Origin of the sequence: Klebsiella michiganensis (assembly GCF_002925905.1) — a bacterium.
Classification (GTDB): domain Bacteria; phylum Pseudomonadota; class Gammaproteobacteria; order Enterobacterales; family Enterobacteriaceae; genus Klebsiella; species Klebsiella michiganensis.
The window spans coordinates 195484-221044 of the sequence record NZ_PRDB01000004.1 but is presented as its reverse complement, the minus strand read 5'-3'; the positions used below and the strand labels follow the sequence as shown (position 1 = coordinate 221044).

The 25561-nt window shown below is 55.6% G+C and carries 27 protein-coding genes; 8 read left to right on the top strand and 19 right to left on the bottom strand.

Features of this window, described 5'->3' with window-relative positions; genetic code table 11:
* The first annotated feature begins 8 nt into the window (after positions 1-8).
* Positions 9-1253 (top strand): tryptophan permease, encoded by a 1245-nt coding sequence (gene mtr / locus CDA56_RS11935; protein WP_025108146.1) that lies wholly within the window; start codon positions 9-11, stop codon positions 1251-1253.
* A 32-nt stretch (positions 1254-1285) separates the two neighbouring features.
* On the opposite strand, the gene CDA56_RS11930 is transcribed toward mtr, so the two are convergent.
* The 3 genes from CDA56_RS11930 to ubiU form a co-directional block, all read right to left on the bottom strand.
* Positions 1286-2293, bottom strand: coding sequence for a luciferase-like monooxygenase (locus CDA56_RS11930; RefSeq protein ID WP_032693258.1), 1008 nt, complete (start codon positions 2291-2293; stop codon positions 1286-1288).
* A gap of 143 nt (positions 2294-2436) precedes the next feature.
* Positions 2437-3315 carry a U32 family peptidase gene (locus CDA56_RS11925; RefSeq protein ID WP_064404321.1) on the bottom strand — a complete coding sequence of 293 codons (879 nt, stop codon included), beginning with the start codon at positions 3313-3315 and terminating at the stop codon, positions 2437-2439.
* 8 nt (positions 3316-3323) lie between these two features.
* Positions 3324-4319 (bottom strand): ubiquinone anaerobic biosynthesis protein UbiU, encoded by a 996-nt coding sequence (gene ubiU / locus CDA56_RS11920; protein ID WP_004106058.1) that lies wholly within the window; start codon positions 4317-4319, stop codon positions 3324-3326.
* A gap of 221 nt (positions 4320-4540) precedes the next feature.
* Here ubiU and ubiT point away from each other — a divergent pair, with 221 nt between their 5' ends.
* Together ubiT and CDA56_RS11910 are read left to right on the top strand one after the other, a co-directional pair.
* Positions 4541-5065, top strand: a complete 525-nt coding sequence (gene ubiT, locus CDA56_RS11915) for a ubiquinone anaerobic biosynthesis accessory factor UbiT (RefSeq protein ID WP_004854523.1) — start codon at positions 4541-4543, stop codon at positions 5063-5065.
* Positions 5059-5562 carry a GNAT family N-acetyltransferase gene (locus tag CDA56_RS11910; RefSeq protein ID WP_004125592.1) on the top strand — a complete coding sequence of 168 codons (504 nt, stop codon included), beginning with the start codon at positions 5059-5061 and terminating at the stop codon, positions 5560-5562. The genes ubiT and CDA56_RS11910 overlap by 7 nt, the downstream gene beginning before the upstream one ends.
* On the opposite strand, the gene CDA56_RS11905 is transcribed toward CDA56_RS11910, so the two are convergent.
* On the bottom strand, positions 5549-5833 hold the full coding sequence (locus CDA56_RS11905; RefSeq protein ID WP_025108143.1) for a GIY-YIG nuclease family protein: 285 nt from the start codon (positions 5831-5833) through the stop codon (positions 5549-5551). The two genes, CDA56_RS11910 and CDA56_RS11905, sit on opposite strands and share 14 nt — an antisense overlap.
* A gap of 55 nt (positions 5834-5888) precedes the next feature.
* Here CDA56_RS11905 and CDA56_RS11900 point away from each other — a divergent pair, with 55 nt between their 5' ends.
* A complete protein-coding gene (locus CDA56_RS11900; protein ID WP_046878315.1) occupies positions 5889-6332 on the top strand; it encodes a YhbP family protein in 444 nt (147 codons plus the stop codon).
* On the opposite strand, the gene CDA56_RS11895 is transcribed toward CDA56_RS11900, so the two are convergent.
* Positions 6312-6830: a type 1 glutamine amidotransferase domain-containing protein gene (locus tag CDA56_RS11895; protein WP_004854517.1), complete on the bottom strand. Its 519-nt coding sequence runs from the start codon at positions 6828-6830 to the stop codon at positions 6312-6314. The two genes, CDA56_RS11900 and CDA56_RS11895, sit on opposite strands and share 21 nt — an antisense overlap.
* A 128-nt stretch (positions 6831-6958) precedes the next feature.
* Between CDA56_RS11895 and CDA56_RS11890 the strand changes: the two genes are divergently transcribed.
* Together CDA56_RS11890 and CDA56_RS11885 are read left to right on the top strand one after the other, a co-directional pair.
* Positions 6959-7609 carry an NAD(P)H-binding protein gene (locus tag CDA56_RS11890; RefSeq protein WP_102804061.1) on the top strand — a complete coding sequence of 217 codons (651 nt, stop codon included), beginning with the start codon at positions 6959-6961 and terminating at the stop codon, positions 7607-7609.
* A gap of 69 nt (positions 7610-7678) precedes the next feature.
* Positions 7679-8719, top strand: a complete 1041-nt coding sequence (locus tag CDA56_RS11885; RefSeq protein ID WP_064404317.1) for a permease — start codon at positions 7679-7681, stop codon at positions 8717-8719.
* A gap of 107 nt (positions 8720-8826) precedes the next feature.
* Here CDA56_RS11885 and dolP read toward each other — a convergent pair whose 3' ends face one another.
* From dolP to CDA56_RS11865, 4 genes are read right to left on the bottom strand one after another with little or no spacing between them, the layout of a single operon-like run.
* On the bottom strand, positions 8827-9402 hold the full coding sequence (dolP, locus tag CDA56_RS11880) for a division/outer membrane stress-associated lipid-binding lipoprotein (RefSeq protein WP_004125578.1): 576 nt from the start codon (positions 9400-9402) through the stop codon (positions 8827-8829).
* 9 nt (positions 9403-9411) lie between these two features.
* The gene (gene diaA / locus CDA56_RS11875) at positions 9412-10002 is read right to left on the bottom strand and encodes a DnaA initiator-associating protein DiaA (protein ID WP_002918211.1); all 591 of its coding nucleotides are present in this window, start codon (positions 10000-10002) and stop codon (positions 9412-9414) included.
* Positions 10003-10024: 22 nt separating this feature from the next.
* Positions 10025-10411: a YraN family protein gene (locus tag CDA56_RS11870; protein WP_103814285.1), complete on the bottom strand. Its 387-nt coding sequence runs from the start codon at positions 10409-10411 to the stop codon at positions 10025-10027.
* Complete coding sequence (locus CDA56_RS11865) at positions 10369-12450, bottom strand: penicillin-binding protein activator (protein WP_103814283.1); 2082 nt, start codon at positions 12448-12450, stop codon at positions 10369-10371. Before CDA56_RS11865 ends, CDA56_RS11870 begins: the two co-directional genes overlap by 43 nt.
* Positions 12451-12513: 63 nt before the next feature.
* Between CDA56_RS11865 and rsmI the strand changes: the two genes are divergently transcribed.
* Positions 12514-13374 (top strand): 16S rRNA (cytidine(1402)-2'-O)-methyltransferase, encoded by an 861-nt coding sequence (rsmI, locus tag CDA56_RS11860; protein ID WP_009651852.1) that lies wholly within the window; start codon positions 12514-12516, stop codon positions 13372-13374.
* Between the two features lie 34 nt (positions 13375-13408).
* Here the strand turns inward: rsmI and CDA56_RS11855 are convergent, their stop codons facing one another.
* From CDA56_RS11855 to kbaZ, 9 genes are all read right to left on the bottom strand, one after another.
* Positions 13409-15298: an alpha-galactosidase gene (locus tag CDA56_RS11855; protein WP_103814281.1), complete on the bottom strand. Its 1890-nt coding sequence runs from the start codon at positions 15296-15298 to the stop codon at positions 13409-13411.
* A gap of 91 nt (positions 15299-15389) precedes the next feature.
* Positions 15390-16262 (bottom strand): tagatose-bisphosphate aldolase subunit KbaY, encoded by an 873-nt coding sequence (gene kbaY, locus CDA56_RS11850; RefSeq protein ID WP_004125566.1) that lies wholly within the window; start codon positions 16260-16262, stop codon positions 15390-15392.
* Positions 16263-16274: 12 nt separating this feature from the next.
* The gene (locus CDA56_RS11845; protein WP_025108320.1) at positions 16275-17429 is read right to left on the bottom strand and encodes an SIS domain-containing protein; all 1155 of its coding nucleotides are present in this window, start codon (positions 17427-17429) and stop codon (positions 16275-16277) included.
* 304 nt (positions 17430-17733) lie between these two features.
* Positions 17734-18867 carry an N-acetylglucosamine-6-phosphate deacetylase gene (gene nagA, locus CDA56_RS11840; RefSeq protein WP_103814279.1) on the bottom strand — a complete coding sequence of 378 codons (1134 nt, stop codon included), beginning with the start codon at positions 18865-18867 and terminating at the stop codon, positions 17734-17736.
* Positions 18864-19298, bottom strand: coding sequence for a PTS galactosamine/N-acetylgalactosamine transporter subunit IIA (gene agaF / locus CDA56_RS11835; protein WP_004125557.1), 435 nt, complete (start codon positions 19296-19298; stop codon positions 18864-18866). The genes nagA and agaF overlap by 4 nt, the downstream gene beginning before the upstream one ends.
* Positions 19299-19315: 17 nt before the next feature.
* Positions 19316-20194 carry a PTS N-acetylgalactosamine transporter subunit IID gene (agaE, locus tag CDA56_RS11830; protein WP_004125554.1) on the bottom strand — a complete coding sequence of 293 codons (879 nt, stop codon included), beginning with the start codon at positions 20192-20194 and terminating at the stop codon, positions 19316-19318.
* A complete protein-coding gene (gene agaW / locus CDA56_RS11825; protein ID WP_009651887.1) occupies positions 20184-20963 on the bottom strand; it encodes a PTS N-acetylgalactosamine transporter subunit IIC in 780 nt (259 codons plus the stop codon). Before agaW ends, agaE begins: the two co-directional genes overlap by 11 nt.
* Positions 20964-20973: 10 nt before the next feature.
* On the bottom strand, positions 20974-21447 hold the full coding sequence (gene agaV / locus CDA56_RS11820) for a PTS N-acetylgalactosamine transporter subunit IIB (RefSeq protein WP_038423719.1): 474 nt from the start codon (positions 21445-21447) through the stop codon (positions 20974-20976).
* A 12-nt stretch (positions 21448-21459) separates the two neighbouring features.
* Positions 21460-22761, bottom strand: a complete 1302-nt coding sequence (gene kbaZ, locus CDA56_RS11815; RefSeq protein WP_038423717.1) for a tagatose-bisphosphate aldolase subunit KbaZ — start codon at positions 22759-22761, stop codon at positions 21460-21462.
* 250 nt (positions 22762-23011) lie between these two features.
* Here kbaZ and CDA56_RS11810 point away from each other — a divergent pair, with 250 nt between their 5' ends.
* On the top strand, positions 23012-23821 hold the full coding sequence (locus CDA56_RS11810; protein ID WP_025108325.1) for a DeoR family transcriptional regulator: 810 nt from the start codon (positions 23012-23014) through the stop codon (positions 23819-23821).
* A 60-nt stretch (positions 23822-23881) separates the two neighbouring features.
* Here CDA56_RS11810 and garD read toward each other — a convergent pair whose 3' ends face one another.
* Complete coding sequence (gene garD / locus CDA56_RS11805; RefSeq protein ID WP_025108326.1) at positions 23882-25453, bottom strand: galactarate dehydratase; 1572 nt, start codon at positions 25451-25453, stop codon at positions 23882-23884.
* Positions 25454-25561 lie beyond the last annotated feature (108 nt).

The window sequence follows — 25561 nt, the reverse complement described above, 5'->3', positions numbered from 1 at the left end:
TTCGGCAAATGGCGACACTTACCACTACGGCAACCCGACCGTCCTTGTTTGGCGGCGTAGTGATTATTGGCGGGACGATTATTGGGGCGGGCATGTTCTCACTGCCGGTTGTGATGTCCGGCGCGTGGTTCTTCTGGTCTCTGGCGGCGCTGGTTTTTACCTGGTTTTGTATGCTTCACTCCGGGTTAATGATCCTCGAAGCGAACCTGAATTACCGGATTGGCTCGAGCTTCGATACCATTACTAAAGATCTGCTCGGCAAAGGCTGGAATCTGGTTAACGGCGTGTCGATCGCCTTTGTTCTTTATATTCTGACTTACGCCTATATCTCCGCCAGCGGCTCGATTCTGCACCATACGTTTAGCGAAATGTCGCTGAACGTACCGGCAAGGGCGGCAGGTTTCGGTTTTGCGCTGCTGGTGGCGTTTATCGTCTGGTTGAGCACCAAAGCGGTGAGCCGCATGACGGCCATTGTGCTGGGAGCTAAGGTCATTACCTTCTTTTTGACCTTTGGCAGCCTGTTGGGGCACGTCCAGCCGACCACCCTGTTTAACGTGGCTGAACAAAATGCCTCGTATATGCCCTATCTGCTGATGACGCTGCCGTTCTGCCTCGCGTCCTTCGGCTATCACGGCAACGTGCCGAGTCTGATGAAGTACTACGGCAAAGATCCGCGCACAATCGTTAAGTGTCTGGTTTACGGTACGCTGCTGGCGCTGGGCCTGTACGTGGTGTGGCTGCTGGTGACGATGGGTAATATCCCACGCCCTGAGTTTATCGGTATTGCGCAGAAGGGGGGCAACATAGATGTCCTGGTCCAGGCGCTCAGTGGGGTACTGAACAGCCGGAGTCTGGATCTGCTGTTAGTCATTTTTTCGAACTTTGCCGTTGCCAGTTCATTCCTTGGCGTGACGCTCGGTCTGTTTGATTATCTGGCGGATCTGTTCGGGTTCGATGACTCCGCGCTGGGACGCTTTAAAACCGCGCTTCTCACCTTTGTTCCGCCGATGGCGGGTGGCCTGCTGTGGCCGAACGGATTCCTCTACGCGATCGGCTATGCGGGGCTGGCGGCGACGATCTGGGCGGCAATTGTACCGGCGCTGCTGGCTCGCGCATCGCGTAAACGCTTTGGTAGCCCATTGTTTCGCGTTTGGGGTGGAAAGCCGATGATTGCTTTGGTTCTGCTGTTCGGGCTGGGTAACGTTATCGTGCATTTCCTGTCGAGCTTTAACGTATTACCCACCTATCACTAATTGAAAATGCGGCAAAAATGCCGCATTTTTCACTATCCGAGAAGCTCTTCTTTCACCTGCATCGCCAAATCAAATGAATGCAGGCGCGCCTGATGATCGAAGATTTGGCCGTTAACCATGATTTCATCGGCCTGGGTTTCCCGCAGGATCGACTCCAGCCCGTGACGGATTTTCGCTTTATCGCCGACCAGCGACATGCTCAGCGCTTTTTCGACGCCGTACTGCTCTGAAGCGGACCACAGCTGATGCATATTTTGCACCGGCGGCGGCAGCTGTCCGGTCTCGCCGCGGCGCAGTTTGACGAACGCCTGCTGCATGGACGTAAACAGAAATTCCGCATCTCTGTCGCTGTCGGCGGCAATAATGTTAATGCATACCATCGCGTACGGCTTCGCTAACCGCTCTGACGGCTGGAAGTGGGTGCGGTAGAGGTGCAGGGCCTGAAAGAGCATATCCGGGGCGAAGTGCGAGGCAAAGGCAAACGGCAGCCCAAGCTGCGCCGCCAACTGGGCGCTGTACAGGCTTGAGCCGAGCAGCCAGACCGGGATCTTCTCGCCATACCCGGGAACCGGGCGCACGTGCGGATTAGGATCGCGGGCGTCGAACCAGTCCACCAGCTCCGCGACATCGCGCGGGAAGTTATCGACATCGCCGCTCATATGGCGACGCAGCGCGCGCATGGTTGGCTGATCGCTGCCCGGCGCGCGGCCAAGGCCGAGATCGATGCGTCCCGGGTAGAGCGTATTGAGCGTACCGAACTGCTCGGCAATCACCAGCGGCGAATGGTTCGGCAGCATCACGCCGCCGGAGCCCAGATGCAGAGTGGTGGTATTCGCGGCAAGGTAGCCAATCAGTACGGAAGTCGCCGCGCTGGCGATACCGACCATATTATGGTGTTCGGCCAGCCAGTAGCGGTGATAGCCGCGCTTTTCCGCCAGCTGCGCCAGGTCTAAAGAGTGGGAGAAGGCTTCCTTTGCGGAAGAACCTTGCGGGATCGGCGCCAGATCGAGCACCGAGAACGAAACAGATTTGTCAGTCATAAAGGCTCACTTTGCTACAGCATCGTCATCAGATTGAAGGTCTTCTTCCAGCCTGGCGTATCCAGGATACGCCAGCCAGAAAAGCTGCATCTTTAATAGTGCATTAAAAAGCAGCGATAGCCATTAACAAAGTGAGCGGTTAATCAGCTCTGCAATTCCAGCCCGGCCAGTCGTCGCCAGTAGCCGTTGCAGTCGCTGTTCGCCGTCAGCGGCAGCGGCGCCGCGCCGTTTTCATTCGCCCGGAAGGCGTCCAGCATAGCGAAGGTCTCGCTACCCAGCGGCGACAGGCGAACCATATCCACCAGCCCGGTCATGGTGCTTAGCTCATTCCCGAGGTTGTAGACGTAGCCGCTCATGGTCTGAATGCCGTTGAGGACGAACACCTGCTGGTTCTCCTGCGAAAGCACGTCGCGCCCGTTAGGGTATTTTATGCAGCAGGTTTCACACTCGTCTTTCGGCCGGTCTTCCGAGCGCGCGGTAAAGCAGCGGGCGGAGTAGGCCAGCGGCAGATGACCGTAGCTCAGGACCTCTACCTCAAACCGGTCGCGAATGCCCAGCTCGTCGCACTGGGTCAGCAAATTCGCCAGCCAGTCGCGGGAAAGTTCGACCGGCATACACCAGCGCACCATGCCCTGCTTGAGCAGCAGACGCAGGGTGACGGCGTTGTAGCAGTTAAGCGCGTGCCCGGCGACGAACGGCAGCTTACGTTCCGCGCACAGGTTAACGACGCCGAGATCGCTGGCTTCAATCAGAAATTCGCCGTTATCGACATAGCGCTTCAGTTCGCCCAGCTCCGAGGACGCCTGCACCAGCGCGAGGGTGGAAAGCACCACCTGTTTACCGCTTCCCGCCAGCGTTTTTGCCATGTCGAGCCAGTCGCCGACTTTGGTGGCGCGACGTTTGCTGCATACCGCTTCGCCGAGGTAAATTGTGTCCGCGCTGCAGCTTGCCGCCTGCTGGTAAAAATCTTCCAGCGTCTCTTTTGGCCAGTAATAAAGCACCGGCCCTAATGAATATTTCATTGCTGTTCTCACTGCCATTTACGGTGATAGGCGCCAAGGGTGGTTTGCGTACCTTCGGACATGGAACCGAGGGTCTCCATCCACGCGGACTGCGGTACGAAGTTTTGCGGATCGGCTTTGCAGCGATCGATCGCCTGACGCCAGACTTTCGCCACCTGGGTAACATACGCCGGGCTGCGCTGGCGCCCCTCGATTTTCACCGAGGCAATATTGGCCGCCATCAGTTCCGGCAGCAGCTCCAGGGTGTTCAGGCTGGTGGGCTCTTCCAGCGCGTGGTAGCGTTCGCCGTCGACCAGATACCGCCCTTTACAGAGGGTGGGATAGCCGGCGTTTTCACCGTCCCGATAGCGGTCAATCAGCACTTCGTTAAGGCGTGATTCCAGCCCCTGCGGCGTTTGCTGCCAGCGCACGAAGCGCGCCGGCGAACAGGCGCCGACGGTATTCGGCGATTCGCCGGTCAGATAAGAGGAAAGGTAGCAGCGCCCTTCCGCCATAATGCACAGGCTACCGAAGGCAAAAACCTCCAGCGGCACCGGCGTGGCGCGCGCCAGCTGTTTGACCTGGTGAATCGACAGCACGCGCGGCAGCACCACGCGGGCGACGTCAAAATTGCGATGATAAAACTTTACCGCCTCTTCGTTGGTGGCCGAGGCCTGGACGGAAACGTGGCGCTCAATATGCGGATAACGCTCGGCGGCGTATTCCAGCATCGCGATATCGGCGAGGATCAGCGCGTCGGCGCCCAGCTGCGCCGCCATGTCGACCGCGCGCTGCCAGCGGGCATAACCATCAGGATGCGCGAAGGTGTTAATGGCAATATGCAGTTTGCGACGATGCTGGTGCACAAAGCTGACGGCTTCCTGCAGTTTCTTTTCGGTGAAATTAAGGCCGGCAAAGTGGCGGGCGTTGGTGTCATCTTTCAGCCCGATATAGACGGCATCGGCGCCGTTTTCGATGGCCGCCTTAAGCGCCGGAAGGTTACCGGCTGGGCAGAGCAGCTCCATAATTTTTCCTGAAAAACGCGGCCCGTCAGGGACGCTGGATGGTTAATGAGCTGGGATTTTAGTTAACCTTTTGGTGACAATTTTTGATTTGAGGCAGTTAAAAGCGTATTGGCGGGATCAATACCTGCGGCCCGGCATCGTGATTTTGTTGATTTACGCCGCTATGTCGTTTATTTGATATGGCACAATAGAGGAACTATTGCATTCATGGAGTAAAGCTTGTGTTGGATAAACTGCGTTCCAAACTGGTTCACTTTGGCCCGTCGATGATGAGCGTGCCGGTTAAGCTGGCGCCATTTGCCCTCAAGCGCCAGGTGCTGGAACAGGTATTAAGCTGGCAATTTCGCCAGGCGCTGGCGGATGGGGAACTGGAGTTTCTCGAGGGGCGCTGGTTAAGTATTCATGTGCGCGACATCGGCCTGCTGTGGTATACCTCGGTGGTGGACGGTCGTCTGGTGGTCAGCCCTGCGGCTGAAGCGGACGTTAGCTTCAGCGCCGACGCCAGCGACCTGCTGATGATCGCGGCGCGTAAGCAGGATCCGGATACGCTGTTCTTCCAGCGTCGCCTGGTTATCGAAGGCGATACCGAGCTGGGACTGTATGTAAAAAACCTGATGGATGCCATTGAGCTGGAGCAGATGCCAAAGGCGCTGCGTATTATGCTGCTGCAGCTGGCGGACTTTGTTGAAGCTGGCCTGAAAGGCCCGCAGAAACCTGAACAGACATCGGTAGGTGAGGCATGCTGATTCGAGTAGAGATTGGGATTGATGCGCCGGGTATCGATGCTCTATTGCGTCGTACCTTCGGCGGCGACGCGGAAGCGCAGCTGGTGCACAGTCTTCGTGAAGATGGCCTGATCACGCTGGGCGTGGTGGCGACGGATGACGAAGGTCAGGTCGTAGGCTACGTAGCCTTTAGCCCGGTCGCCGTCGAAGGCGAAGAGCTGCAGTGGGTTGGACTGGCTCCGCTGGCGGTCGATGAAAGCTACCGCGGTCAGGGCATCGGGCGTCAGCTGGTCTATGAAGGGCTCGATTCCCTGAACGAGTTTGGCTATGCCGCCGTCGTGACGCTTGGCGATCCGGCGCTCTATGGCCGTCTGGGCTTTGAACCCGCGGCGCGTTTCGATCTGCGCTGCCGCTGGCCCGATAGCGCTGAGGCTTTCCAGGTGCATCGTCTGGCCGATGACGCGCTGAACGGCGTGAGCGGGCTGGTCGAATATAGCGACCACTTTAATCGCTTCTGAGGCTTTCCAGCAGCGCCTCAAATGAACCGTCCCCGGCAACGAGGCGCTCTTTCTGGCGCTTCGTTAGCTGCTTAATACGATACTCAAGCCGTAACGCTAGTGAGCGTTCACCAACTTCCTGGCTGAAGGCCAGCTGAAGCTCGCCTTTTCCACGCAGCGCTTTCGCGCCCTTACCAGTCTGGTGCTGGCAAAAGCGGCGTGAAACATCGGTGGTAATCCCGGTATAAAGGCGATTATCGGCGGTACGAATCAGATAGAGAAACCAGCACACGGTACAGAGGTCGCTATGTTAAGGTGTGAACACCATAACATACTGGAGAGTAAAGATGGATACGCTCGCCGCGATCGGCCGCTGGCTGGGTAAGCAGCACGTCGTGACCTGGTGCGTCGCCCGCGATGATGAGCTGTGGTGCGCCAATGCTTTTTACGTTTATGACCCGGAGAAGGTCGCATTTTATCTGCTCAGCGATGAAAAAACGCGCCACGGTCAAATGACCGGGGAAAGCGCCAACGTGGCCGGGACGGTCAACGGCCAGCCAAAGAGCGTGGCGCTGATCCGCGGCGTACAGTTCAAAGGTAAAATTCGCCGCCTCACCGGGGAAGAAGAGGCGGCGATGCGCAAGCGCTACGTCAGCCGTTTTCCTGTCGCCCGCATGCTATCGGCGCCAGTCTGGGAGATTCGTCCCGATGAGATCAAGTTCACCGATAACACGCTGGGCTTTGGGAAAAAGCTGCACTGGCTGCGCGAATCAGGCGCCGAGCAGGCGTAAGGCTTCACGATTAAACGCCGGCAGGTCGTCCGGGGTTCTGCTGGTCACCAGCTGTTCGTTGTCGATAACCACTTCCTGGTCATAGAATTCGCCACCGGCGTTTTTCACGTCGACTACGATAGGCTTCACGGCCGTCAGTTTACGCCCGCGAATCACATCGGCGCTAATCAACAGCTGCGGGCCATGGCAGATGGCGAAGACCGGTTTGCCGCTGTTGACAAAATCGCGGGTGAAGGTGACAAAGCGTTCGTCGCCGCGCAGCGAGTCCGGTGAATATCCGCCCGGCAGCAGCAGGGCGTCGAAGTCGGCAGGGCTGACGTCATCAATGGCTTTATCGATAACGACTTCAGCTTCCCCTTTTTTCCCTTTTACCTTCTTCCCCGCCTGTTTTTCAATGGTCACCACCTTGTGTCCGGCCAGACGGTAGGCGTCCGCGGGTGAGGTGAACTCCGAGTCTTCAAAGTCGTCGGTAATTAAAACGGCTATCTTCTTACTCATTCTTCCTCCAGTGTTTCGGTGTGGAATGAGGCATTTCCCTGATGATGATGGATAATTACCTCGTAGAGTATTAAGTCTGGAACATGAGGCTGGGATCGCAACATAGAAAAATCTGCAAAGGAGTTTCGATGAGTCAAGTACTGTTAACGGGGGCAACCGGGTTAGTTGGTGGTCACTTACTGCGAATGCTACTCAACGCACAGGATATTAAGTCCATTGCTGCGCCCACGCGTCGGCCGCTGAGCGATATCTCCGGCGTATTTAACCCGCACGATCCGCAGCTCACGGACGCGCTGGCGCAGGTGGTCGATCCGGTCGATATTGTTTTCTGCTGCCTGGGGACCACCCGCCGGGAAGCGGGAAGCAAAGAGGCGTTTGTGCATGCCGATTATACGCTGGTCATTGATACCGCACTGGTGGGGAAAAAGCTGGGCGCGCAGCATATGCTGGTGGTCAGCGCGATGGGGGCGAACGCGCATTCCCCCTTTTTCTATAATCGGGTAAAAGGCGAGATGGAAGAGGCGCTGATTGCGCAGCAGTGGCCGAGGTTGACGATTGCCCGTCCATCAATGCTGGTAGGCGAGCGCGAAAAAAAACGCACCGGCGAGACGCTCCTGGCGCCGCTTTTTAGCCTGCTGCCGGGCAACCTGAAATCGATAGACGCGCGGGACGTGGCAAGCGCGCTACTCGCGGAGGCGCTCTCGCCCGCGCAGGAAGGCGTCCGCATTCTCTCCTCGTCGCAGCTGCGTGAGAGGGCCACGCGCGCGGGGGATTACTGATTTCCAAAGTTTCCCCGGAGGCGTAGTATTCATGTCCTCAATTTATCATGACACTCCCTGGGGAATGCTATGGCTGGTCAGTCTTCATCTCAGGCGGCAGCACCGTTTCAATGGTGGAAGCCCGCGCTGTTTTTTCTCGTCGTTATCGTTGGTCTGTGGTTCGTTAAATGGCAGCCCTATTACGGCAAAGCCTTTACCGCCGCTGAGACGCACAGTATCGGCAAATCCATTCTTGCAAATAGCGATGCGAATCCTTTCGCTGCGGCCTGGGATTACGCGCTGGTCTATTTCCTGGCGGTATGGAAAGCGGCGGTATTAGGCGTGCTGCTGGGATCGCTCATTCAGGTGCTGATCCCGCGTGACTGGCTGTGGCGCACGTTAGGGCAATCGCGTTTTCGCGGTACGCTGCTGGGGACCGCGTTCTCTCTGCCGGGGATGATGTGCACCTGCTGCGCCGCGCCGGTGGCTGCGGGAATGCGTAAACAGCAGGTATCCATGGGCGGCGCGCTGGCATTCTGGCTGGGCAATCCGCTGCTCAACCCGGCGACGCTGGTGTTTATGGGCTTCGTGCTGGGCTGGCAGTTTGCGCTGATTCGCCTGCTGGCGGGACTGGCGACTGTGCTGGTGGTCGCCACGCTGGTTCAGAAATGGGTGAAAGAAGCGGCGACGCAGCCCGCAGATGTGCCTGAATTGCCTGCGGAAACCGCGCAGGAAGGCTTCTTCAGCCGCTGGCTGCGCGCGCTGTGGACGCTGTTCTGGAATACCATCCCGGTTTATATTCTGGCGGTTCTGGTGCTGGGCGCCGCGCGGGTGTGGCTATTCCCTCACGCCGATGGCGTGGTGGAGAATACGCTGTTCTGGGTGATTGCCATGGCGATTGCCGGCTGTCTGTTTGTGATACCGACGGCGGCGGAGATCCCGATTGTGCAGACCATGATGCTGGCAGGTATGGGCATGGCGCCCGCGCTGGCGCTGCTGATTACGCTGCCTGCTGTCAGCGTACCGTCACTGATTATGCTGCGTAAAGCGTTCCCGGCGAAGGCGCTGTGGCTGACCGGCGGGCTGGTGGCGCTGTGCGGCGCGGTGGTTGGGGGCGTCGCTTTACTCTGATGATCTTCCCGGAGGCGGCGCTGCGCGCCTGTCCGGGCTACCGGCCCACAGCCAACGGTGAACACGTAGCCCGGCTCAGCGTGGCGCAGGCCGGGAGGCAGAGACGCTTACTTGATATAGGTAAAGGCGGTGGTGACGCGAGACACGCCGCTCACCCGGCTGGCGATATCCGCCGCCGCGCGTCCTTCACGGTCGGTGACCAGACCCATCAGGAACACTTCACCGTTTTCGGTTGTCACCTTCACGTTGGAGGATTTCACCTGGTCGGTACCCAGCAGCTGGGAGCGGACTTTGGTGGTGATCCAGGTATCCGAAGACGCGGTTCCTAAGCCGATCGGCTGGCCCTGACGCACTTCGTTAAACACCTCCGTCGTACCTTCTACGCCCATAGCGATTTGCTTCGCGCGCGCGGAGAGATCGGACGTTGGGGACTGCCCGGTCAGCAGAACTTTGCCCTGGTAGGCGGTCACGTTGATGCGGGCCTGTTTCTTAATTTGTTCATCTTTCGACAGCGCGCTGTTAACGCGCAGTTCCAGCGTGCTGTCGTCCACCTGAGTACCTACCGTACGCGGGTCCGTCGCGGCTTTAGTGCCGACTGCTGCCGTTCCGACTACCGCGGCAGCAACGCATCCCTGAAGCAGTAGCGCAGACAGCAGAATGGCGAGGGGCGAGAGAGCCTTCATGTGTTCTCCTTAATCGTCCTGGTGTGGAAAAAGCGTGTTATCGATCAAATCGCACAGACAGTTGACGGTGAGCATGTGCATTTCCTGAATTCGCGCGCTGCGATGCGACGGAATGCGGATTTCGACGTCCTGCTGCCCTAACAGGCCAGCCAGTTCACCGCCGTCATAACCGGTTAACGCCACGATAGTCATATCGCGGGTGACCGCCGCTTCCACGGCTTTCACGATGTCCCGGCTGTTGCCGCGCGTAGAAATCGCCAGCAGCACGTCGCCGGCGTGTCCCAACGCTCGCACCTGCTTAGCATAGATTTCGTCATGCAGGCGATCGTTGGCAATTGCGGTTAAGACCACATTATCGGTATTTAGTGCAATGGCGGGTAAACCAGGACGCTCTGTTTCAAAACGGTTAATCATACTGGCAGCAAAATGCTGTGCGTTGGCGGCGGAAGTGCCATTACCACAACAGAGGATTTTGTTGCCGTTCAGCAGCGACTGAACGAGCGTCATCGCCGCACGGGAGATGGCGTCCGGGAGTGCTTCCGCTGCTGCAATTTGGGTTTGAATGCTTTCGGTGAAGCAGGCTTTGATTCTGTCGAGCACGGGATCCCTTAATTCGTTTACGCTATTCGCCAAAGGCGTTTTTTAGCCATTGGATGTCGTTTCCGGTGAAGGCTACCACATCGAAACGGCAATCCACAGTCTCAAAGCTCCCATTCTGTCGGCAGAGCCACAGACGCGCGGCTTTGAGCAGTCTTTGTTGCTTTTGCGGCGTCACGCTGGAGGCGGCATCGCCGTAGTTTGCGCTGCGACGATAGCGTACTTCGACAAAGACGGTGACGCTGCCGTCGCGCATGATGAGGTCTATCTCGCCGCCGCGCTCGCGGACGTTGGCGGCGATAAAGCGCAGACCCTGGCTCTCCAGCCAGCGGCGCGCCTGGGTTTCCCAGGCATCGCCGGTATGTTTACTTAGTTGGCCGAGACGATTTGCCCACCCTGGTATTTGAGCCATGACAGTTTCCTGTTGATCACGCAATCCTGAGTGGCCGTAAGATCGCCGGTATTGCCGTTCAGCTCAAAGCCGGGAACCTGGCGCATCTGCGAGAAATGGTTGGCAAGGGACCAGGCGTCGGCGCCCATGGCGTACAGGCGCGCCAGCGAGTAGTCGTTACGAACGGCGGCCAGCGCCTGCTGCTGCAGGGCAGGGTTACTTCCCGCCAGCATCGGGATCTCGCTATATTGCAGACCTTCCATCTCCAGACGGAAGTCCGGTCCGGAAGTCCCCTGGGCGCTGCGGGAGCTGGCGTAGAGCGTCACGCCGCTCTGGCTGCCGTTACGCAGTGCGATCATCGGTTTGATGTAAGCGATTTGTTCCGGCGTGGCCAGGATATACGCGGCGTCGACGCCGCCGGTGCTGCTGACCGGCACATCGCTCGGGCTACCCAGGGCGCTGTCTTGCGCTGACGGCAGGGTTGAGACCGGCGTACCGCTTAGCGAAATACCGCTGTTGACGCTGCCGCGCAGCTCGGCGGTGGAGCCCAGGCGCTGTTGCAGGACGGTACCGCCCCCCAGCTTCAGCCACTCGTTGGCGAAGGCGGTAACCACCCGATCGCCCAGGGCGCCGCGAGGCACCAGCAGCAGCGGAGTCTGTTTGCCCTGATCGTGAATGTGATGCGCCGCGTCGCGGGCTTCATCTTCCGGCGAGAGGGCGAAATAGCAGATATTGGCCCGACTTTCGACTTTTTCCGGCTGATTGAGCGCCAGCACGTTCAGCGAGGTATTGCTCTTGATGACATCTTCGACATTATCTTTCAGCAGCGGACCGACGACGATGGTCGCGCCATCCTGCTGCACCTGGGCCAGCAGCTGGCTCATTGGCTGAGTGGTGGTGTCGTAGATTTTCAGTTCTGCGGAAGGGTTGGCTGGCGTTGCGGCGACGGCCTGAGCCTGCGGCGCTTCCGCCGGCTGGCTGGTGGCCTCCGGCGTCGGGGCTTGTACTACCGCCGGCGCGGTGACCGGCGCCGCGGTTTGCGCCTGGTCGGCCGCTGGCGCCTGTACCGGAGTCTGAGCGTTATTGGTGGTCGTCAGATCGGTGACCTCCGCCTGCGATGGGCTGACTACGGCGCTTTCGGCAACGTTCGCCGCCTGGGCGACCTGGGCGGGTACTGCGCTTCCTGCAACGGCAGGCGCGCCGTTCTTCGCCGCTTCAAAGCCCTGCTGGATCGTGCGGCCAAAAATCGCCGCCTGGCCGTTTAACGGCAGCAGCAGGGCGATTTTATTGATCGATGCGGCCTGGTAGTTCTGCATATTCACTAACTGCGTCGGCAGCATTTTCGCCCCCGGGTTTTGCGGGTAGCGAGTCTGCCAGTCTTTCACTCCCGCCTTGAGCATCGTCGGATCGCTGCGGTTATCAAACCACATGCGCTGCAGATCCAGCCAGCCCTGCAGGACGTTCTCATCGGCGTTAATGACCAGCGCGTTGGCCTGATCTTTGGTCATGGCGGTGAGCGCTTTCCAGGTCGCGTCGATGTTTTTCTGCTTTTGCGCAGGCAGGCTTAACAGCGACTGTTGGGCAATCAGGGCCCGCAGCAGGTTCAGCGAGGGTTGACCCTGGCTGGCGTCAATTTGCGCCTGCCAGTAGCGGGGCAGCTGGTTCTCCTCAAGGCTTGCCGGGTCGAGCTTGCTGAGCAGCGTCTGCGCGCCCTGGAAATCGTTCTGCGCCAGCTTCACTTCTACCGCCAGCAGCGACCTTTCGCGGCTTTGCGCACCGTTGAGATTAGACGGTAGCTGGTTGAACAGGTCGATCGCCTGCGGTTTCTTACCTTCCTTCAGCAGTGCACGAATGGCGAGTAATTGCCAGTTGGTCTTGCTATCATTCGTGCTTTGCTGCATTTGTTGCAGATAGTAACTGGAGTCTGCCTGAGCCGTACCCTGCAAATACGCCGTACTTTGATCCGGAGTATGGGTACCGCAGCCGGCAAAGATCAGCGCGGCCAGCAGTACGGGCAGACAACGCACGGGTTTAGAACGAAGAAATGTTGACGGTACCATATGTGTCCAGTGATATTTTTTTGGCTCAATGCTCAATATTAATTCGGCAATACGGACGAGACAATGAAACAACACGAATCAGCAGATAATTCTCAGGGACAGCTCTATATTGTGCCCACTCCGATAGGGAATCTGTCTGATATCACGCAACGCGCGCTGGAAGTGTTGCAAGCCGTTGATTTAGTTGCAGCGGAAGATACCCGCCATACCGGTTTGCTGCTGCAGCATTTTGCGATCAACGCCCGTTTATTCGCGCTTCATGACCACAACGAGCAGCAAAAGGCGGAAACGCTGGTCGCGAAGCTTAAAGCGGGGCAAAACATCGCGCTGGTTTCCGACGCCGGAACGCCGCTGATTAACGATCCCGGCTATCATCTGGTGCGCACCTGCCGTGAAGCTAATATCCGTGTGGTGCCTCTGCCTGGCCCTTGTGCGGCGATTGCGGCGCTGAGCGCGGCGGGTCTTCCTTCGGATCGCTTCTGCTATGAAGGCTTTCTGCCTGCCAAATCCAAAGGGCGTCGTGACACGCTGAAGGCGCTGGAAGAAGAGCCGCGGACGATTATTTTTTATGAGTCTACCCACCGTCTGCTGGAAAGCCTGGAGGATATCTGCGCTGTGCTGGGGGAGTCCCGCTACGTGGTGCTGGCGCGTGAGCTGACCAAAACCTGGGAATCGATTCACGGCGCGCCGATCGGCGAGCTGTTGGCATGGGTGAAAGAGGACGAAAATCGCCGTAAAGGTGAGATGGTGCTGATCGTAGAAGGTTTTAAAGCGCAGGAAGAGGCGCTGCCGGCGGTAGCGCTGCGTACGCTGGCCCTGCTGCAGGCTGAGCTGCCGCTGAAAAAAGCCGCCGCGCTGGCTGCGGAAATCCACGGCGTGAAGAAAAACGCCCTGTATAAGTATGCCCTGGAGCAGCAGGGGTAAGCAGAATGCCCGGGCGATTGCCCGGGTCAATACCTTATTTAGCGGGGGTTGCTTCGAATACAAGCATCTGTAATGGCTGCAACGTGACGACAATTGGGGCCTGGTATTTATCAGGGAATGTCGAATTGCTCCCGTAGATGCTTCTTAACGTGAAGTTTGAGGTTGCCCCATGCGGAAGCTCAAATGCTTTCGTCAGGTCGAGGTAGTATTGCTGCGGTTTATCCGATGGGTTACGTATCCCCAGGATAGCTTTTTCTTTGCTCCAGGATGCCCAACCATACACTTCCAGCGCAGTAGGATCGCCGCCCACCCAGTGGGTATCGACTAATATATCGGCGTTAGCGCGGGACCATTTTGCCGCCTGCGCCAGGACATCCCATTTCGCTTTATTGAGCATGGACGGTGTGATGTAAAGCTCTTGTAGCTGGGTGCCGGTAGCGAAATAGCTCCATACTTGATCGGCAAAGTCGCTATCCGTTTGTACCTTCTCAAGCCCGTAATAGGCGTTTTCAGCGCTAACTATGCCGTGGTACATCAGTGAGTTAAGTGGAAATAGTGGACCTTTTCGTACGATAGAGCGCCAGGTTTCTGCATCCCGATAAGTCATCCATTGCTGTACTGGCGTGCCGGGACCGTAGAGATTAATGTCATCACCCTGACGCCAGATAGCGTCAGCATAGAACAGCCATGAGGGGCTGGCGTTGGTCCCGGTGGTTAAATTAATAAACTGATTTGGGTTGGCGCTACGCATATTATGAAGTAGGGCAATTGACGCATCGAAGTCAGATGCGAACTCACTACCTTTAATATGTGAATTTGCGTTCCCCATACCATCCAGTTTAAATGAAGTGATATGCTCTTCTTTAATTAAATTAATAATCTGTGCATTAAAGTTTTTAAAATAGTTAGGGCCGGAGAGCGCAAATTTTCCATCGACGGTTTCGAAGCCATATTCTTTAGCATGGGATACGCGAATATCCCGCGGCTTGTTATATCCGCCCCAGGGAGAAAGCCAGAGTCCGATTGAACTATGCAAGCTATCGGCTTTTTCTCTTACCTTACTGAATCCGTTGCTAAAAGCCGGGCCAAATAACCATCTTCCGGTCCGATCATCCCAGCCATCATCTAACAGGAAGGCATCCAGCATTACACCGCGTCCGGTAATGAATTCCTTATTCCATTCATCCATACGCTGTAGAACTTCGGGTTCGGTATAGGTGGTAAAGAATCCAATATCCATCCAGCTGTTGTAGTGCAGATAGGGCTTATAGGGCCGCGGGCGAACCGCATTGATAAACTGGTTGACGCTTCGGCGTAGCTGGTTGATTTCCGGGAATGTACCGAACCAGGTGGTATAGCTAACGGCGGTGCCTGGCTGTAAAGGTGTTTTTAGTTCAACATTAAGATTGGTGGTTGCTTCATAAGCCCAGGTGTTCACTACGGGTTTATTCGGCAATATAAAAAATGAATCAGCAATAATCGGCGAGCTATTTATTGAGCCTTCTACCCACGGGGCTTGTGACTGTTTTCTGGTGGGGAAAAACGTGATTTTAGAGACCTCTTGCGCCTTCCCGAGGGCGGTAATCGTATAATCAATGCTGGCGTATTTATCTTTAACCAGATTCAGTTTTACCTCGACGTTAAAATCCGGATGAGCATAATCAATGATAATGGTGTTATCTTTCTTATCCACATGCTTTATTTTAAAGTCAGCGGCGTGAATGACCGCTTCATCCGGAAGAGTAAGAAAGAAAAGCTCTTCGGGTGAAAGCTGATGCTGTGATTTAACGTCTTTAAGCGCCATCACAGAATTCGCATCGTTAAATGAAACGGCAAGGTATTCGCTATCCAGTGCATATTGGGCGGCGAAAGCCCCGTTGGAAATAAGCAGAGCCAGTAACGAAACATTGAGCGTTTTTTTCATGAGAAAAGTCCTTGTTTTCGTTTTTTTTCAGAGGTAAGCAGCGTTAGCCTCCATTGGGTTAACGCTTTGGTAAGGGGGAGGCTGGCTACACTCAGGCTTCGGCGATTTGTAAAAGGCGGTTGGCTGACCCGCATACGGCGATCTTACTGCGTACCACCTCTTTCATCGCGTTCATGCCAACGCGCATGTAATAACGCGGATCGTTACCTTGCGGGTTTTCGGCAAACCATTTTTTCACCGCAGCAGCAAAGGCGATTTTCAGTTCAGTAGCGACATTGACTTTGCACACACCCAGTTCGATGGTGCGGCGAACATACTCATCAGGCACATCGCTTGCGCCATGGAGTACCAGCGGAATATCCACCACTTCACGGATTTCCGCCAGACGCTGGAAGTCGATTTTGGGTTTTTTGGTGTAAAGGCCATGAGCCGTACCAATCGCTACGGCCAGGCTATCTACGCCCGTTAGCTCAATAAAACGTTTGGCTTCCTGCGGATCGGTCAAAAACGCGCTTTCCGCATCCACACTCATGTCGTCTTCTACTCCACCCAGGCGTCCGAGTTCAGCTTCTACACTACAGTCGCGGGCATGGCAAAAATCCACCACCGATTTTACCAGTTTCACATTCTCTTCAAACGGGAAGTGGCTGCCGTCGATCATGGCGCTGCGTACGCCTGCGTCCACTTTCCGGCGAATATCTTCCAGCGATTCATGGTGATCGAGATGCAGAGCCAGCGGAATGCCGAAACTGGTGGAGTAGGCGCGGCATAGCGCGTAGATCTCCTCCAGCGCAATATGCTTAAAAGTACCCGGGGTTCCGGCGAGGATCACGGGTGATTGCATTTCGCTGCACACTTCCAGAATCGCCTGGATCGTTTCGGCGTTATGGATGTTGAACGCGGGTACCGCGTAGCCTTTTGCCTGGGCATCCTGCAGGAGATACTTGGTAGAAATAATGCTCATGATCGGATCCTCTTAAGCCAGCCATGGATGAATAACGACGCCCTGCACTACGCGGTTAACCGTGCCGCTGGCGGAGGGGGTATCCGGCGTATTTCCTACGGCGATCGACTGCGTAAGGGCGAATACCTGGGCGTACATCAGGAAGCAGAAGGCCAGTTCTACATCAACGAAGTGACGCGCTGGCGGCAGAAGGATATGTGGGCCAGCTTCAATAACGGCATCGCTCTCCGCGGCGATGGCCACCACACGCATGGCCTGCCGATCGCGCCGTAGTTCTGCCAGCAGGTCGAGATCGTATTGGCGGGTGTAGGGGTGGCTAGATATATACACCACAACCAGCGTTTCGTTATCGACCAGTGATTTTGGTCCATGGCGGAAACCGGTCGGTGAGTCATAGAACGCTGCCAGCTTACCCGCCGTTAGCTCCAGGACCTTTAACGCCGATTCACGCGCAGCGCCCTGTAACCCACCGCTGCCGAGATAAACGATCCGCTTCCAGGGCTCGCTGCCAAATACGCCGTGGCTGAAATCGCCGAGTGAGGTCAGTATTGCGTGGCAGCGATCGGCCACATCGCGGAATGTCTGGCTGTTAATAACTTCTGGCGCAAAGGCCGCCAGGCAACTGGCCATCATTGTGGTAATACTGCTGGTCATCGCAAAGCCGCGATCGTGCGTTTCTGCTGGCATCAATAGCGCAAAGGCGTTCCCGTTCTCAAGAGCGTTTTGATAAAGGCTACCCGCTTCGTTGCAGGTAATTGAAAGGTGATAGCACTCCGGGACGAACTGGTTTGCCAGCTCAACGGCGGCTACGCTCTCCGGGCTGTTGCCGGAACGGGCGAAGGAGACCAGCAGTAGCGGATGCGCCGGGTTCAGGTAATCCATCGGATTGGTAACTAGATCGGTAGTTGGTACCGCGCTAATGTTTTTTGCGCTGTGATTAGCAAGCCATGGAGCGATGATTTCGCCGATAAATGCCGAAGTGCCAGCTCCGGTCAGGATGATCCGCAGATCGTTTTTATGCAGCAGTGGCGTGAGAAAGTTGTCGATCGCCGGACGAATATTGTCGATGTTTTTCAGTGAGTGCATCCAACAGACAGGCTGCTGACGAATCTCTTCTTCTGTCCAGGTTCCGGTCGCCGCGGCAGCAGGGGTATAAATTTCTGACATAACGTAAGTCCTTATCTTGTGAACTCCACATCAGACGCTGGCAAATTGTCGCTATCTTTCGTTTTGTTTCACTTGTTCATGTGATCGATTGATTAAAATTTATAGGAAAGAAATCGAAAGTTCAATGATGCAAAATGAAATAAAACGAAATTTGTGATCGAGGGAGCGGGGGTTTTATATATGTAATTGATAAATGGATAATAAATCCCATGAAATCAACGTGAGAGTTTTGTTTTACGAAAGGAAAAGAAAGTAAAGGCCTTGCGATCGTAAGTCGAAGGCCACTATGACGTTTAATGAAGGGCTATAGAGGGAAAACCTGGCCCTGAATCCATATCCCTTGTAAATGCAGTCCACCGTTGAGGGCGATGGCGCTGGCGCGTTTACCGGCCTTTAGCGAACCTAACTGATGGTCGATTCCCAGCAGACGGGCTGGATGTAGTGAAGCCATATGGATAGCATTCTCAGGGGAGATACCGGTGAGTTCGACCATATTACGAACCGCCGCATCTACCGAAAGCGTACTGCCCGCCAGACTACCGGAAGCGGTCCGCACAATACCACCACGCATCTCTACCTTTTGGCCGCATAAGGTATAGCTCCCGTCAGGCATTCCCGCGGCCTGCATCGCATCGGTAATTAGTACTATCCGGTCTTGCGCGCAGCAGCAGCATAGCTTCATGGCAGTGGGGTGAACGTGGTGTCCGTCGGCGATAAGTTCCAGCCATGCACGTGCGTCGGTTAACCCTGCGCCAACCATGCCCGGTTCCCTATGGTGTAATCCCGTCATACCGTTATAGCAATGCACCAGCCCGTCCGCACCGGCATCAAAAGCGCTCCGGGTTTGCTCGCAGGTCGCCGCGCTATGCCCCAACATTACCCGCAGACCTCGATGCTTCAGATGGTTAATCGCCTGAAGTGCTCCGGTTTTTTCCGGTGCCAGCGCAACCACGCGCAGGGTATCGCGAGAAATGGCTATCATTTCATCCAGTTCTGCGAGATCCAGTTCGCGGAACCATTCCGCAGGATGAGCGCCTTTGTTCTGCGGCGTAAAATAAGGACCTTCCAGATAGCTTCCCAGCACCTGCGCTCCGGGACCTCTGGAATAGCAGCGTTGCGCTATACGCGCCAGCACTCGGGGTATCGTCTCTAACGGAGCCGTAACGGTGGTGGGGAGCCAGCCGGCAACCCCTTCACGTGCTTTGTGCATGGCTAGTTTATCAAGTACATCCGGAGCATCGTCCATCACATCGACCCCGGCGCCACCGTGGACGTGAGTATCGATGTAAGCGGGAGCGAGTAGCTCAGCATCACGGAGCATGGTTCCCATGGAGATAGGCTCTATTGCCGTAATGACACCCTCTTCAATACGCAGTTGATGATCGTCCAGCCAGCCTTGTTCCGTCAGCAGACGTCTGGCGCGCAGAATTTGTGTCATATCCCTTCCTCGGCGGTGCTCTCTTCGCGACAGCGTCCTAGCTCGTCCACCAGACTGGTCAAGCCACGGTGCCCGCACTCCAGGGCCTGTATGCGAAACGCCTCGCCGCTGAGTTCATCGCGATCCAGCACCATTTCCAGCAGTAGCTGCAGGTTGGTGCCGGTAATCACTTCACGGCCGGTTTTTTGCATCGCCAGTGTTGATGCAACGCGGAATGGCGTCCCGCCGAGCAGGTCGGTCAGGAATATGAGGCCTTCTTCGCCGTCCAGTTCTCCAACAGCCTGCTCAAGCTGCGAGGTAAGCAGCGCGGTGGTGGAAGTCTCAGGAAAATCGATAGCGATAAAGTGAGACTGCTCGCCGAGGATCTGCTTCATCGCTTTTTCCATGCCGCTGGCAAATCCGCCATGCCCCGTCAAAATGATACCTAACATCTCTGACCTCTTTTGCTTTACAGGAAGTGACAGAATTTACCGACGACGCCCAGAACCACGGTGATGCCAATAAGGCGCAGCGGACTCCAGCCTCTGCGTACCAGCCAGTACATGGTCAGGGTATAGACCAGCGGCAAAAATGCGGGCATCAATTTATCAATAACGTCGGCCTGCAGTTTAACCACCGCATCGCCGGCCTTGATTTCGAGCGTCGTATTCAGGCGAACATAGGTTGCTACCAGCGCCCCAATGACCGTCATCCCAACGATTGACGCCGCATGACCCACTTTCTTTGTGTTCGCTTTGATAAGCGGAATTGCTGCGACGCCCATTCGATATGCATAGTGCGCCAGACCAAAGCGTAGACCGAGATGGACGACGTTAAACAACACGATAAAGACTATTGCGCCAAGGATAGAGCCTTGCAGCGCCAGGCTGGCTCCTATCCCGCCGCAGATCGGCAACAGCGTCAGCCAGAACATGGCATCGCCAATCCCACCGAGCGGTGCGCCAACGGCGATTTTGGTGCTTTGGATGCTGTTGACATCCTGCTTGGAGCGTTCCATTGCCAGAATGATGCCAATAACAAACGTCACCAGGAAAGGATGGGTATTAAAGAATCCCATATGGCCTTTCATGGCTCGGGCCAAATCGCGTTTGTTGGTATGGATCTTTTTCAACGCGGGTAGCAGACCGTATAGCCAACCAGATGCCTGCATACGCTCATAGTTAAAAGAAGCCTGCAGCAGCATGGAACGCCAGGCCACGCGGTTAATGTCTTTTTTAGTGAGATCGGCGCCAATATTCTGATCTTCATAGACGTTTTCATTCACCCCGGTGAGCAGCGTTTCTTCATTTTCAGTCGTATTCGACAAGGTATGTTGGTTAGATGCCATCTTCGAATTCCTCTTTCTGTGCCGCTGGTTTAGTCGGTTCGGGAGATTTACGCAGCAGATCGATCAGCGCCATTGCCAGCGCGGCCGCGGCGATAGCCAGGACCGGAAGCTTGAGCCAGGCCGCGGCAACGAAACCTATGATGAAATAAGGGATATAGACGTTTTTCAGCATGATTTTTAGCAGTACGGCAAAGCCGATAGCGGGCATGATGCCGCCTGCAACGCCCAGGCCGTCAATCAGACGTTCGGGCAGCACATCAATGGCGGTTTTCGCGTGTTCTGCTCCGAAGTAAATTGGCAGGAAAGCGCAAAGGAAGTAGAAAATGCCTAGCGCCAGCAGCGCCAGATAGTTAACCCGTTCAATACCTGCTGTATCGGCATTTGCGGCCATGCGATCGCAGCGGGACATCACGCCGGACATGACGGAGAACAGGAAGGTAATGCCCATTTGTACTGCGACGGCAAACGGTACGGCGACCCCTACAGCCACGTCAGGTTTCACGCCGGTGGTTATGGCAAAAGTTGTTCCCACGATAGTGCCAATAATGACGTTAGGCGGCTGAGCGCCAGCGAGCGGCGCCAGACCCATCCACACCAGTTCCAGCGTGCCGCCGGTTAAAATACCGGTATGCAGATCGCCCAGTATCAGACCAACCAGCGGCCCAAGTACCACTGGACGGTGCATGTGTGTTAAACCGTTGAACATATCGAGGCCGGCAATAAAGGCGAGAATACCTAATGCAAAAGCCTGCAACAGACTAATTTCCATTGTGAATCCCTCAAAGTAGTTTAAAGAGATCCAAAGCAGGTTCTGTCGGGACACCCTGAACGAAGCATTCCACTCCGGACGCTTTCAGACCGTTAAAGGCGCTGATATCGTTCGCGTCGACAGAAACAGTTTTGGCAATTTGTTTTTTACCTTCGGCGTAATGCATGTTTCCCACATTGATGCGTGTGACGGGCACACCGCCTTCGACCAGCTTGAGAAAATCAGTCGGTGTTCTGCATACCAGTAAAATTTTCTGCCGGTCGGCGGCGCGGTGAATGTTATCGATCGTTTTTTGCAGCGACCAGAAACGTACGGCAATCCCTTCGGCCAAAACCATTTCCATCAGATTCTGCTGCACGGTGTCTTCAGCGACTTCATCATTAGCGACCAGTACCAGATTTGCCCCCGCAAATCCGACCCACTGTACGCCTACCTGGCCATGGATGAGTCTTTCGTCAATACGACTCAGTACGATATTTGGCATAGCGTTTTCCTCTTAGTTGTTATCCGTTATGGAAGTAACGCCCTGACAGGCGGCATGGTACTGCTGCAGTATGTCCTGAATGTGGCTCATGATGAGTTCCCGCGGCGTGGCACTGAGATCTCCCTCGCGTACTTTTACGTACTGCAAAGGTAAATACTGGCTGATAAGCGGTAGCGGGATTGGCTCACCCGCCAGATTGCGAACCAATCTTTCGAATGCGTCATCAATCTGGCTGTCCGGCCAGTAATAACGAACGCGATCGGAATAGCTGTAGCCGCGGGCCAGACGACGTGCGTTGCCATCGCCGTGATAGTGGCTTTGCCAGTATTCCGGGCGATCTAGCATTACGCTCTCAAGTACGTGACGCAGGCCAGAGCAGGCTTTGGCCGGCAACAGCTCCTCCTCAATGGCTGCTAGCGAGAACAGCGCTTCGCGCAGGGCGAAAGTCAACGCCGGACCAACTTTCAGAATGGCGAAGTGATCTTTCACTAGCTGGCGCAAAGATTGCGGCGTCTGGTAATCCGTGGAGTGTGCTTCGAATACCAACGTGTCGTAAGCTTCAACCATTTTGCTCAGAGCGACGGCTTTTTGCGGTTGGTAATCTATGATGTGCGTATGATCGAACTCGACGCCGGGTTGCACAACCAGGGCAATGATGCGGGACCAGATGGTATCCAGACCCAGTTTTTCAAACGCATGGCGATGGGCTTTCAGCGTGGCGCGTGCCGCATCGGGTGTAGTGACCTCTAGCTCGGCTAATGTTTCGTGGGCACCGCCTGGTACAGGCACTTCGGTGCCAATGACGTAGACGAGATCCGATTCGCCGAACTGCTCCACGCAGGTTTCCTCGGCAATCTTTGCCAGACGTGCAGCACGTTCAGCGACGATAGCATCGGTTAGCGGAACCGGATCGCCCTGACAGGACATGCTGCAATCAAGATGGATTTTTTTAAATCCAGAAGCCACGTAGCTTTTGATCAAACCGTCAGCATTGGCCATCGCCTGCTCTGCTGGCAGATGCTGCCAACGATTTGGGCCGAGATGGTCGCCGCCCAGAATTAACTGCTCTTCGGGGAAATCAAGCGAGTTGGCCAGTTGGCAGACAAAGTGGCGAAAATCAGCTGGGGTCATTCCCGTATAACCGCCAAACTGATCAACCTGATTGGAGGTTGCCTCGATCAGCAGAGGAGTTCGGTTAGCATGTGCGTAGCGTATTGCAGACTCCAGAACTAGTGGATGCGCCGAACAAACGGCATATATACCGTTTGCTTTCCCCCGTTTATGCTGTTCCACCATAGTCGTCAGATGTTTCACTTTCCTCTCCAGGTTGGATGGTTATGATAATTATCTTTCGTTTTGTTTCATTTTATACTGCATCATGGTGTTATAAAAATAAAACGAAAGATAATAGTTTTCCGATCTGTTTCACAAAAGAAACATAATGAAAGTGTTTTGCGGCGAGTTTATGGGCTGAGATACCTATCGCGGGGCTTGCATTCGGGTAAAAGAAAGGCGTTAATAAGGAAAACGAAATAAAACGAAAGAATTAGTTAAAGGATTTCTTATGAGCAACACAGACCATGCTGCAGATAAGCGGGTACCCGGTACCAGCGAAAGACGAGAGCAGATCATCCAGCGGTTGCGGCAGCATGGAAGCGTGCAGGTGAACGATCTTTCTGAATTGTTCGGCGTTTCTACGGTGACGATCCGTAACGATCTTGCGTTTCTAGAAAAGCAGGGGATCGCCGTTCGGGCTTATGGTGGTGCACTGATTTGCGACAGTAATATCCCCGGCGGAGAGCCTTCTGTTGAGGATAAAAGCTCGCTGAATACGGCGATAAAACGGCGTATCGCCGGAGCTGCTGTTGCGCTGATCGGGCCGGGGCATCGCGTTATTCTCGATTCCGGTACCACGACATATGAGATCGCCCGTCTGCTGCGCGAGCATACTGATGTTATTGCTATGACCAACGGTATGAATGTTGCTAATGCATTACTTGAAGCGGATGGTGTTGAGCTGTTGATGACCGGTGGGCACTTGCGTCGTCAATCGCTTTCGTTCTATGGCGACCAGGCAGAACAGTCGTTGCAAAATTACCACTTTGATATGCTGTTTCTTGGTGTTGATGCGATCGATCTGGAGCGGGGCGTCAGCACCCATAATGAAGACGAGGCCAGACTAAATCGTCGGATGTGTGAGGTTGCGGAGCGCATTATCGTGGTCACCGACTCGACAAAATTCAACCGTTCCAGCTTGCATAAGATCGTCGACACTCAGCGGATCGATACCATCATCGTTGATGATGGTATCCCGCCAGAAAGCCTGGAGGGGCTGCGTAAGAGCGGCGTTGAAGTCATTCTGGTGAATGCGTAAATATTGATACGCCGGGGGCGATGCTCATTCACCGCCGCCCGGCTTTTCTGCTAAGGATTATCACGTCACCGGCGCCGGGTTAAACACCGCCAGCTGATTGTGCAATCCCCACTGATCCGAGAAGGTCTTCTTGCGGCCGCTGGCGACATCAAGAATAAATTCAAACAACTTCAGCCCTACCTCTTCGATGGTTTCTTCTCCGGTGGCGATGGTTCCCGCGTTGATATCCATTAAGTCATACCAGCGGTTTGCCAGCTCGGTACGCGTCGCCATTTTTATGACCGGCACGGCGACCAGGCCGTACGGCGTACCGCGACCGGTAGTAAAGACCTGTACCGTGATCCCGGAAGCCACCTGCTGAGTACCGCAGACAAAGTCGCTCGCCGGCGTCGCGGCGTAAATCAGCCCGCGTTTGGTCGGGCGCTGCCCCGGAGAGAGCACTTCGGCAATCGCGCTCTTCCCGGATTTAGCGATAGAGCCCAGCGCTTTCTCGACGACGTTCGCCAGGCCGCCTTTCTTGTTGCCCGGGGAGGGGTTGGCGCTGCGGTCGGTTTTGCCCATATCGAGATAGTTATCGTACCAGGCCATCTCCTCCAGCAGGCGTTTTCCGACTTCTTCGTTGATGGCGCGCGGCGTCAGCAAATGGATCGCATCGCGCACTTCGGTGACTTCCGAGAACATAACGGTCGCCCCGCAGCGCACCAGCAGATCGGATGCGTAGCCCACCGCCGGGTTGGCGGTGACGCCAGAAAACGCATCGCTGCCGCCGCACTGCATACCGACAACCAGCTCGGAGGCCGGGCAGGTTTCACGCCGGCGCTGGTTCAGCTTCTCCAGGTGGCGCTCGGCGACCTGCAGAATGTCATCCACCATTGATTTAAAACCGACGTGCTTCTCATCCTGCAGGCTGACGATGCTGGCGCTATCCACGGGGATACTTTTCACATCGTCGGTGCCTTCCAGCAGGCGCTCCGGCTGCAGTTTTTCGCAGCCAAGGCCAATCACCATCACTTCGCCGCCGAAGTTTGGATTGAGCGCCAGGTTATGAATGGTGCGGATCGGGACGACCGCCGCCGGGGCGTTAATCGCCACGCCGCAGCCATACAGGTGGTTCAGACCCACAACGCCATCGACGTTGGGATACTTCGGCAGCAGATCGCGTTCGATAATTTTCACCACATAATCGACGACGCCCGCCACGCAGTGCACGCTGGTGCTAATGCCGAGCAGGTTTTTGGTGCCCACGCTACCGTCGGCGTTGCGATAGCCTTCGAAGGTATAGCCTTCCAGCGGCGGCAGCGGCGCCGGGACTTTGGTCGCCAGCGGTAGGGTATGCAGCGGCGGCGCTTTCGGTAGTTCGACCAGCGATTCGTCAATCCAGCTGCCCTGCGGAATATCGCGTACCGCATAGCCAATCACTTCGCCATAGCGGATGATTTCACCGTGGACGGGAATATCGACCAGCGCGACTTTATGGCCTTGCGGGATATGTTCAACGAGCGTGAGCCCGTCAGGGAAACGCGTTCCGGCCTTTAAACCTCGATCGTTAACAATAATCGCCACGTTATCCGTTTCGTGTACTTTTATATAAAACGCCGTTGGCGATTCTTGTCTAATTTCAATATCAGCCATTGTCCAGTATTCTCCAGCAAGGTGCGAATAATAAAATAAAACGTTTATATCCGTCATATTTCAAGCTGCATGTGCGTTGGCTTTCCTCGCTCACCTCAGTCACTTACT

Bases quoted from the DNA above. Each gene is read 5' to 3' on its own strand.
- mtr (WP_025108146.1), top strand. From the start codon at position 9: ATGGCGACACTTACCACTACGGCAACCCGACCGTCCTTGTTTGGCGGC.
- CDA56_RS11930 (WP_032693258.1), bottom strand. From the start codon at position 2,293: ATGACTGACAAATCTGTTTCGTTCTCGGTGCTCGATCTGGCGCCGATC.
- CDA56_RS11925 (WP_064404321.1), bottom strand. From the start codon at position 3,315: ATGAAATATTCATTAGGGCCGGTGCTTTATTACTGGCCAAAAGAGACG.
- ubiU (WP_004106058.1), bottom strand. From the start codon at position 4,319: ATGGAGCTGCTCTGCCCAGCCGGTAACCTTCCGGCGCTTAAGGCGGCC.
- CDA56_RS11910 (WP_004125592.1), top strand. From the start codon at position 5,059: ATGCTGATTCGAGTAGAGATTGGGATTGATGCGCCGGGTATCGATGCT.
- CDA56_RS11900 (WP_046878315.1), top strand. From the start codon at position 5,889: ATGGATACGCTCGCCGCGATCGGCCGCTGGCTGGGTAAGCAGCACGTC.
- CDA56_RS11895 (WP_004854517.1), bottom strand. From the start codon at position 6,830: ATGAGTAAGAAGATAGCCGTTTTAATTACCGACGACTTTGAAGACTCG.
- CDA56_RS11890 (WP_102804061.1), top strand. From the start codon at position 6,959: ATGAGTCAAGTACTGTTAACGGGGGCAACCGGGTTAGTTGGTGGTCAC.
- CDA56_RS11885 (WP_064404317.1), top strand. From the start codon at position 7,679: ATGGCTGGTCAGTCTTCATCTCAGGCGGCAGCACCGTTTCAATGGTGG.
- dolP (WP_004125578.1), bottom strand. From the start codon at position 9,402: ATGAAGGCTCTCTCGCCCCTCGCCATTCTGCTGTCTGCGCTACTGCTT.
- CDA56_RS11870 (WP_103814285.1), bottom strand. From the start codon at position 10,411: ATGGCTCAAATACCAGGGTGGGCAAATCGTCTCGGCCAACTAAGTAAA.
- CDA56_RS11865 (WP_103814283.1), bottom strand. From the start codon at position 12,450: ATGGTACCGTCAACATTTCTTCGTTCTAAACCCGTGCGTTGTCTGCCC.
- rsmI (WP_009651852.1), top strand. From the start codon at position 12,514: ATGAAACAACACGAATCAGCAGATAATTCTCAGGGACAGCTCTATATT.
- CDA56_RS11855 (WP_103814281.1), bottom strand. From the start codon at position 15,298: ATGAAAAAAACGCTCAATGTTTCGTTACTGGCTCTGCTTATTTCCAAC.
- kbaY (WP_004125566.1), bottom strand. From the start codon at position 16,262: ATGAGCATTATTTCTACCAAGTATCTCCTGCAGGATGCCCAGGCAAAA.
- CDA56_RS11845 (WP_025108320.1), bottom strand. From the start codon at position 17,429: ATGTCAGAAATTTATACCCCTGCTGCCGCGGCGACCGGAACCTGGACA.
- nagA (WP_103814279.1), bottom strand. From the start codon at position 18,867: ATGACACAAATTCTGCGCGCCAGACGTCTGCTGACGGAACAAGGCTGG.
- agaF (WP_004125557.1), bottom strand. From the start codon at position 19,298: ATGTTAGGTATCATTTTGACGGGGCATGGCGGATTTGCCAGCGGCATG.
- agaE (WP_004125554.1), bottom strand. From the start codon at position 20,194: ATGGCATCTAACCAACATACCTTGTCGAATACGACTGAAAATGAAGAA.
- agaW (WP_009651887.1), bottom strand. From the start codon at position 20,963: ATGGAAATTAGTCTGTTGCAGGCTTTTGCATTAGGTATTCTCGCCTTT.
- agaV (WP_038423719.1), bottom strand. From the start codon at position 21,447: ATGCCAAATATCGTACTGAGTCGTATTGACGAAAGACTCATCCATGGC.
- CDA56_RS11810 (WP_025108325.1), top strand. From the start codon at position 23,012: ATGAGCAACACAGACCATGCTGCAGATAAGCGGGTACCCGGTACCAGC.
- garD (WP_025108326.1), bottom strand. From the start codon at position 25,453: ATGGCTGATATTGAAATTAGACAAGAATCGCCAACGGCGTTTTATATA.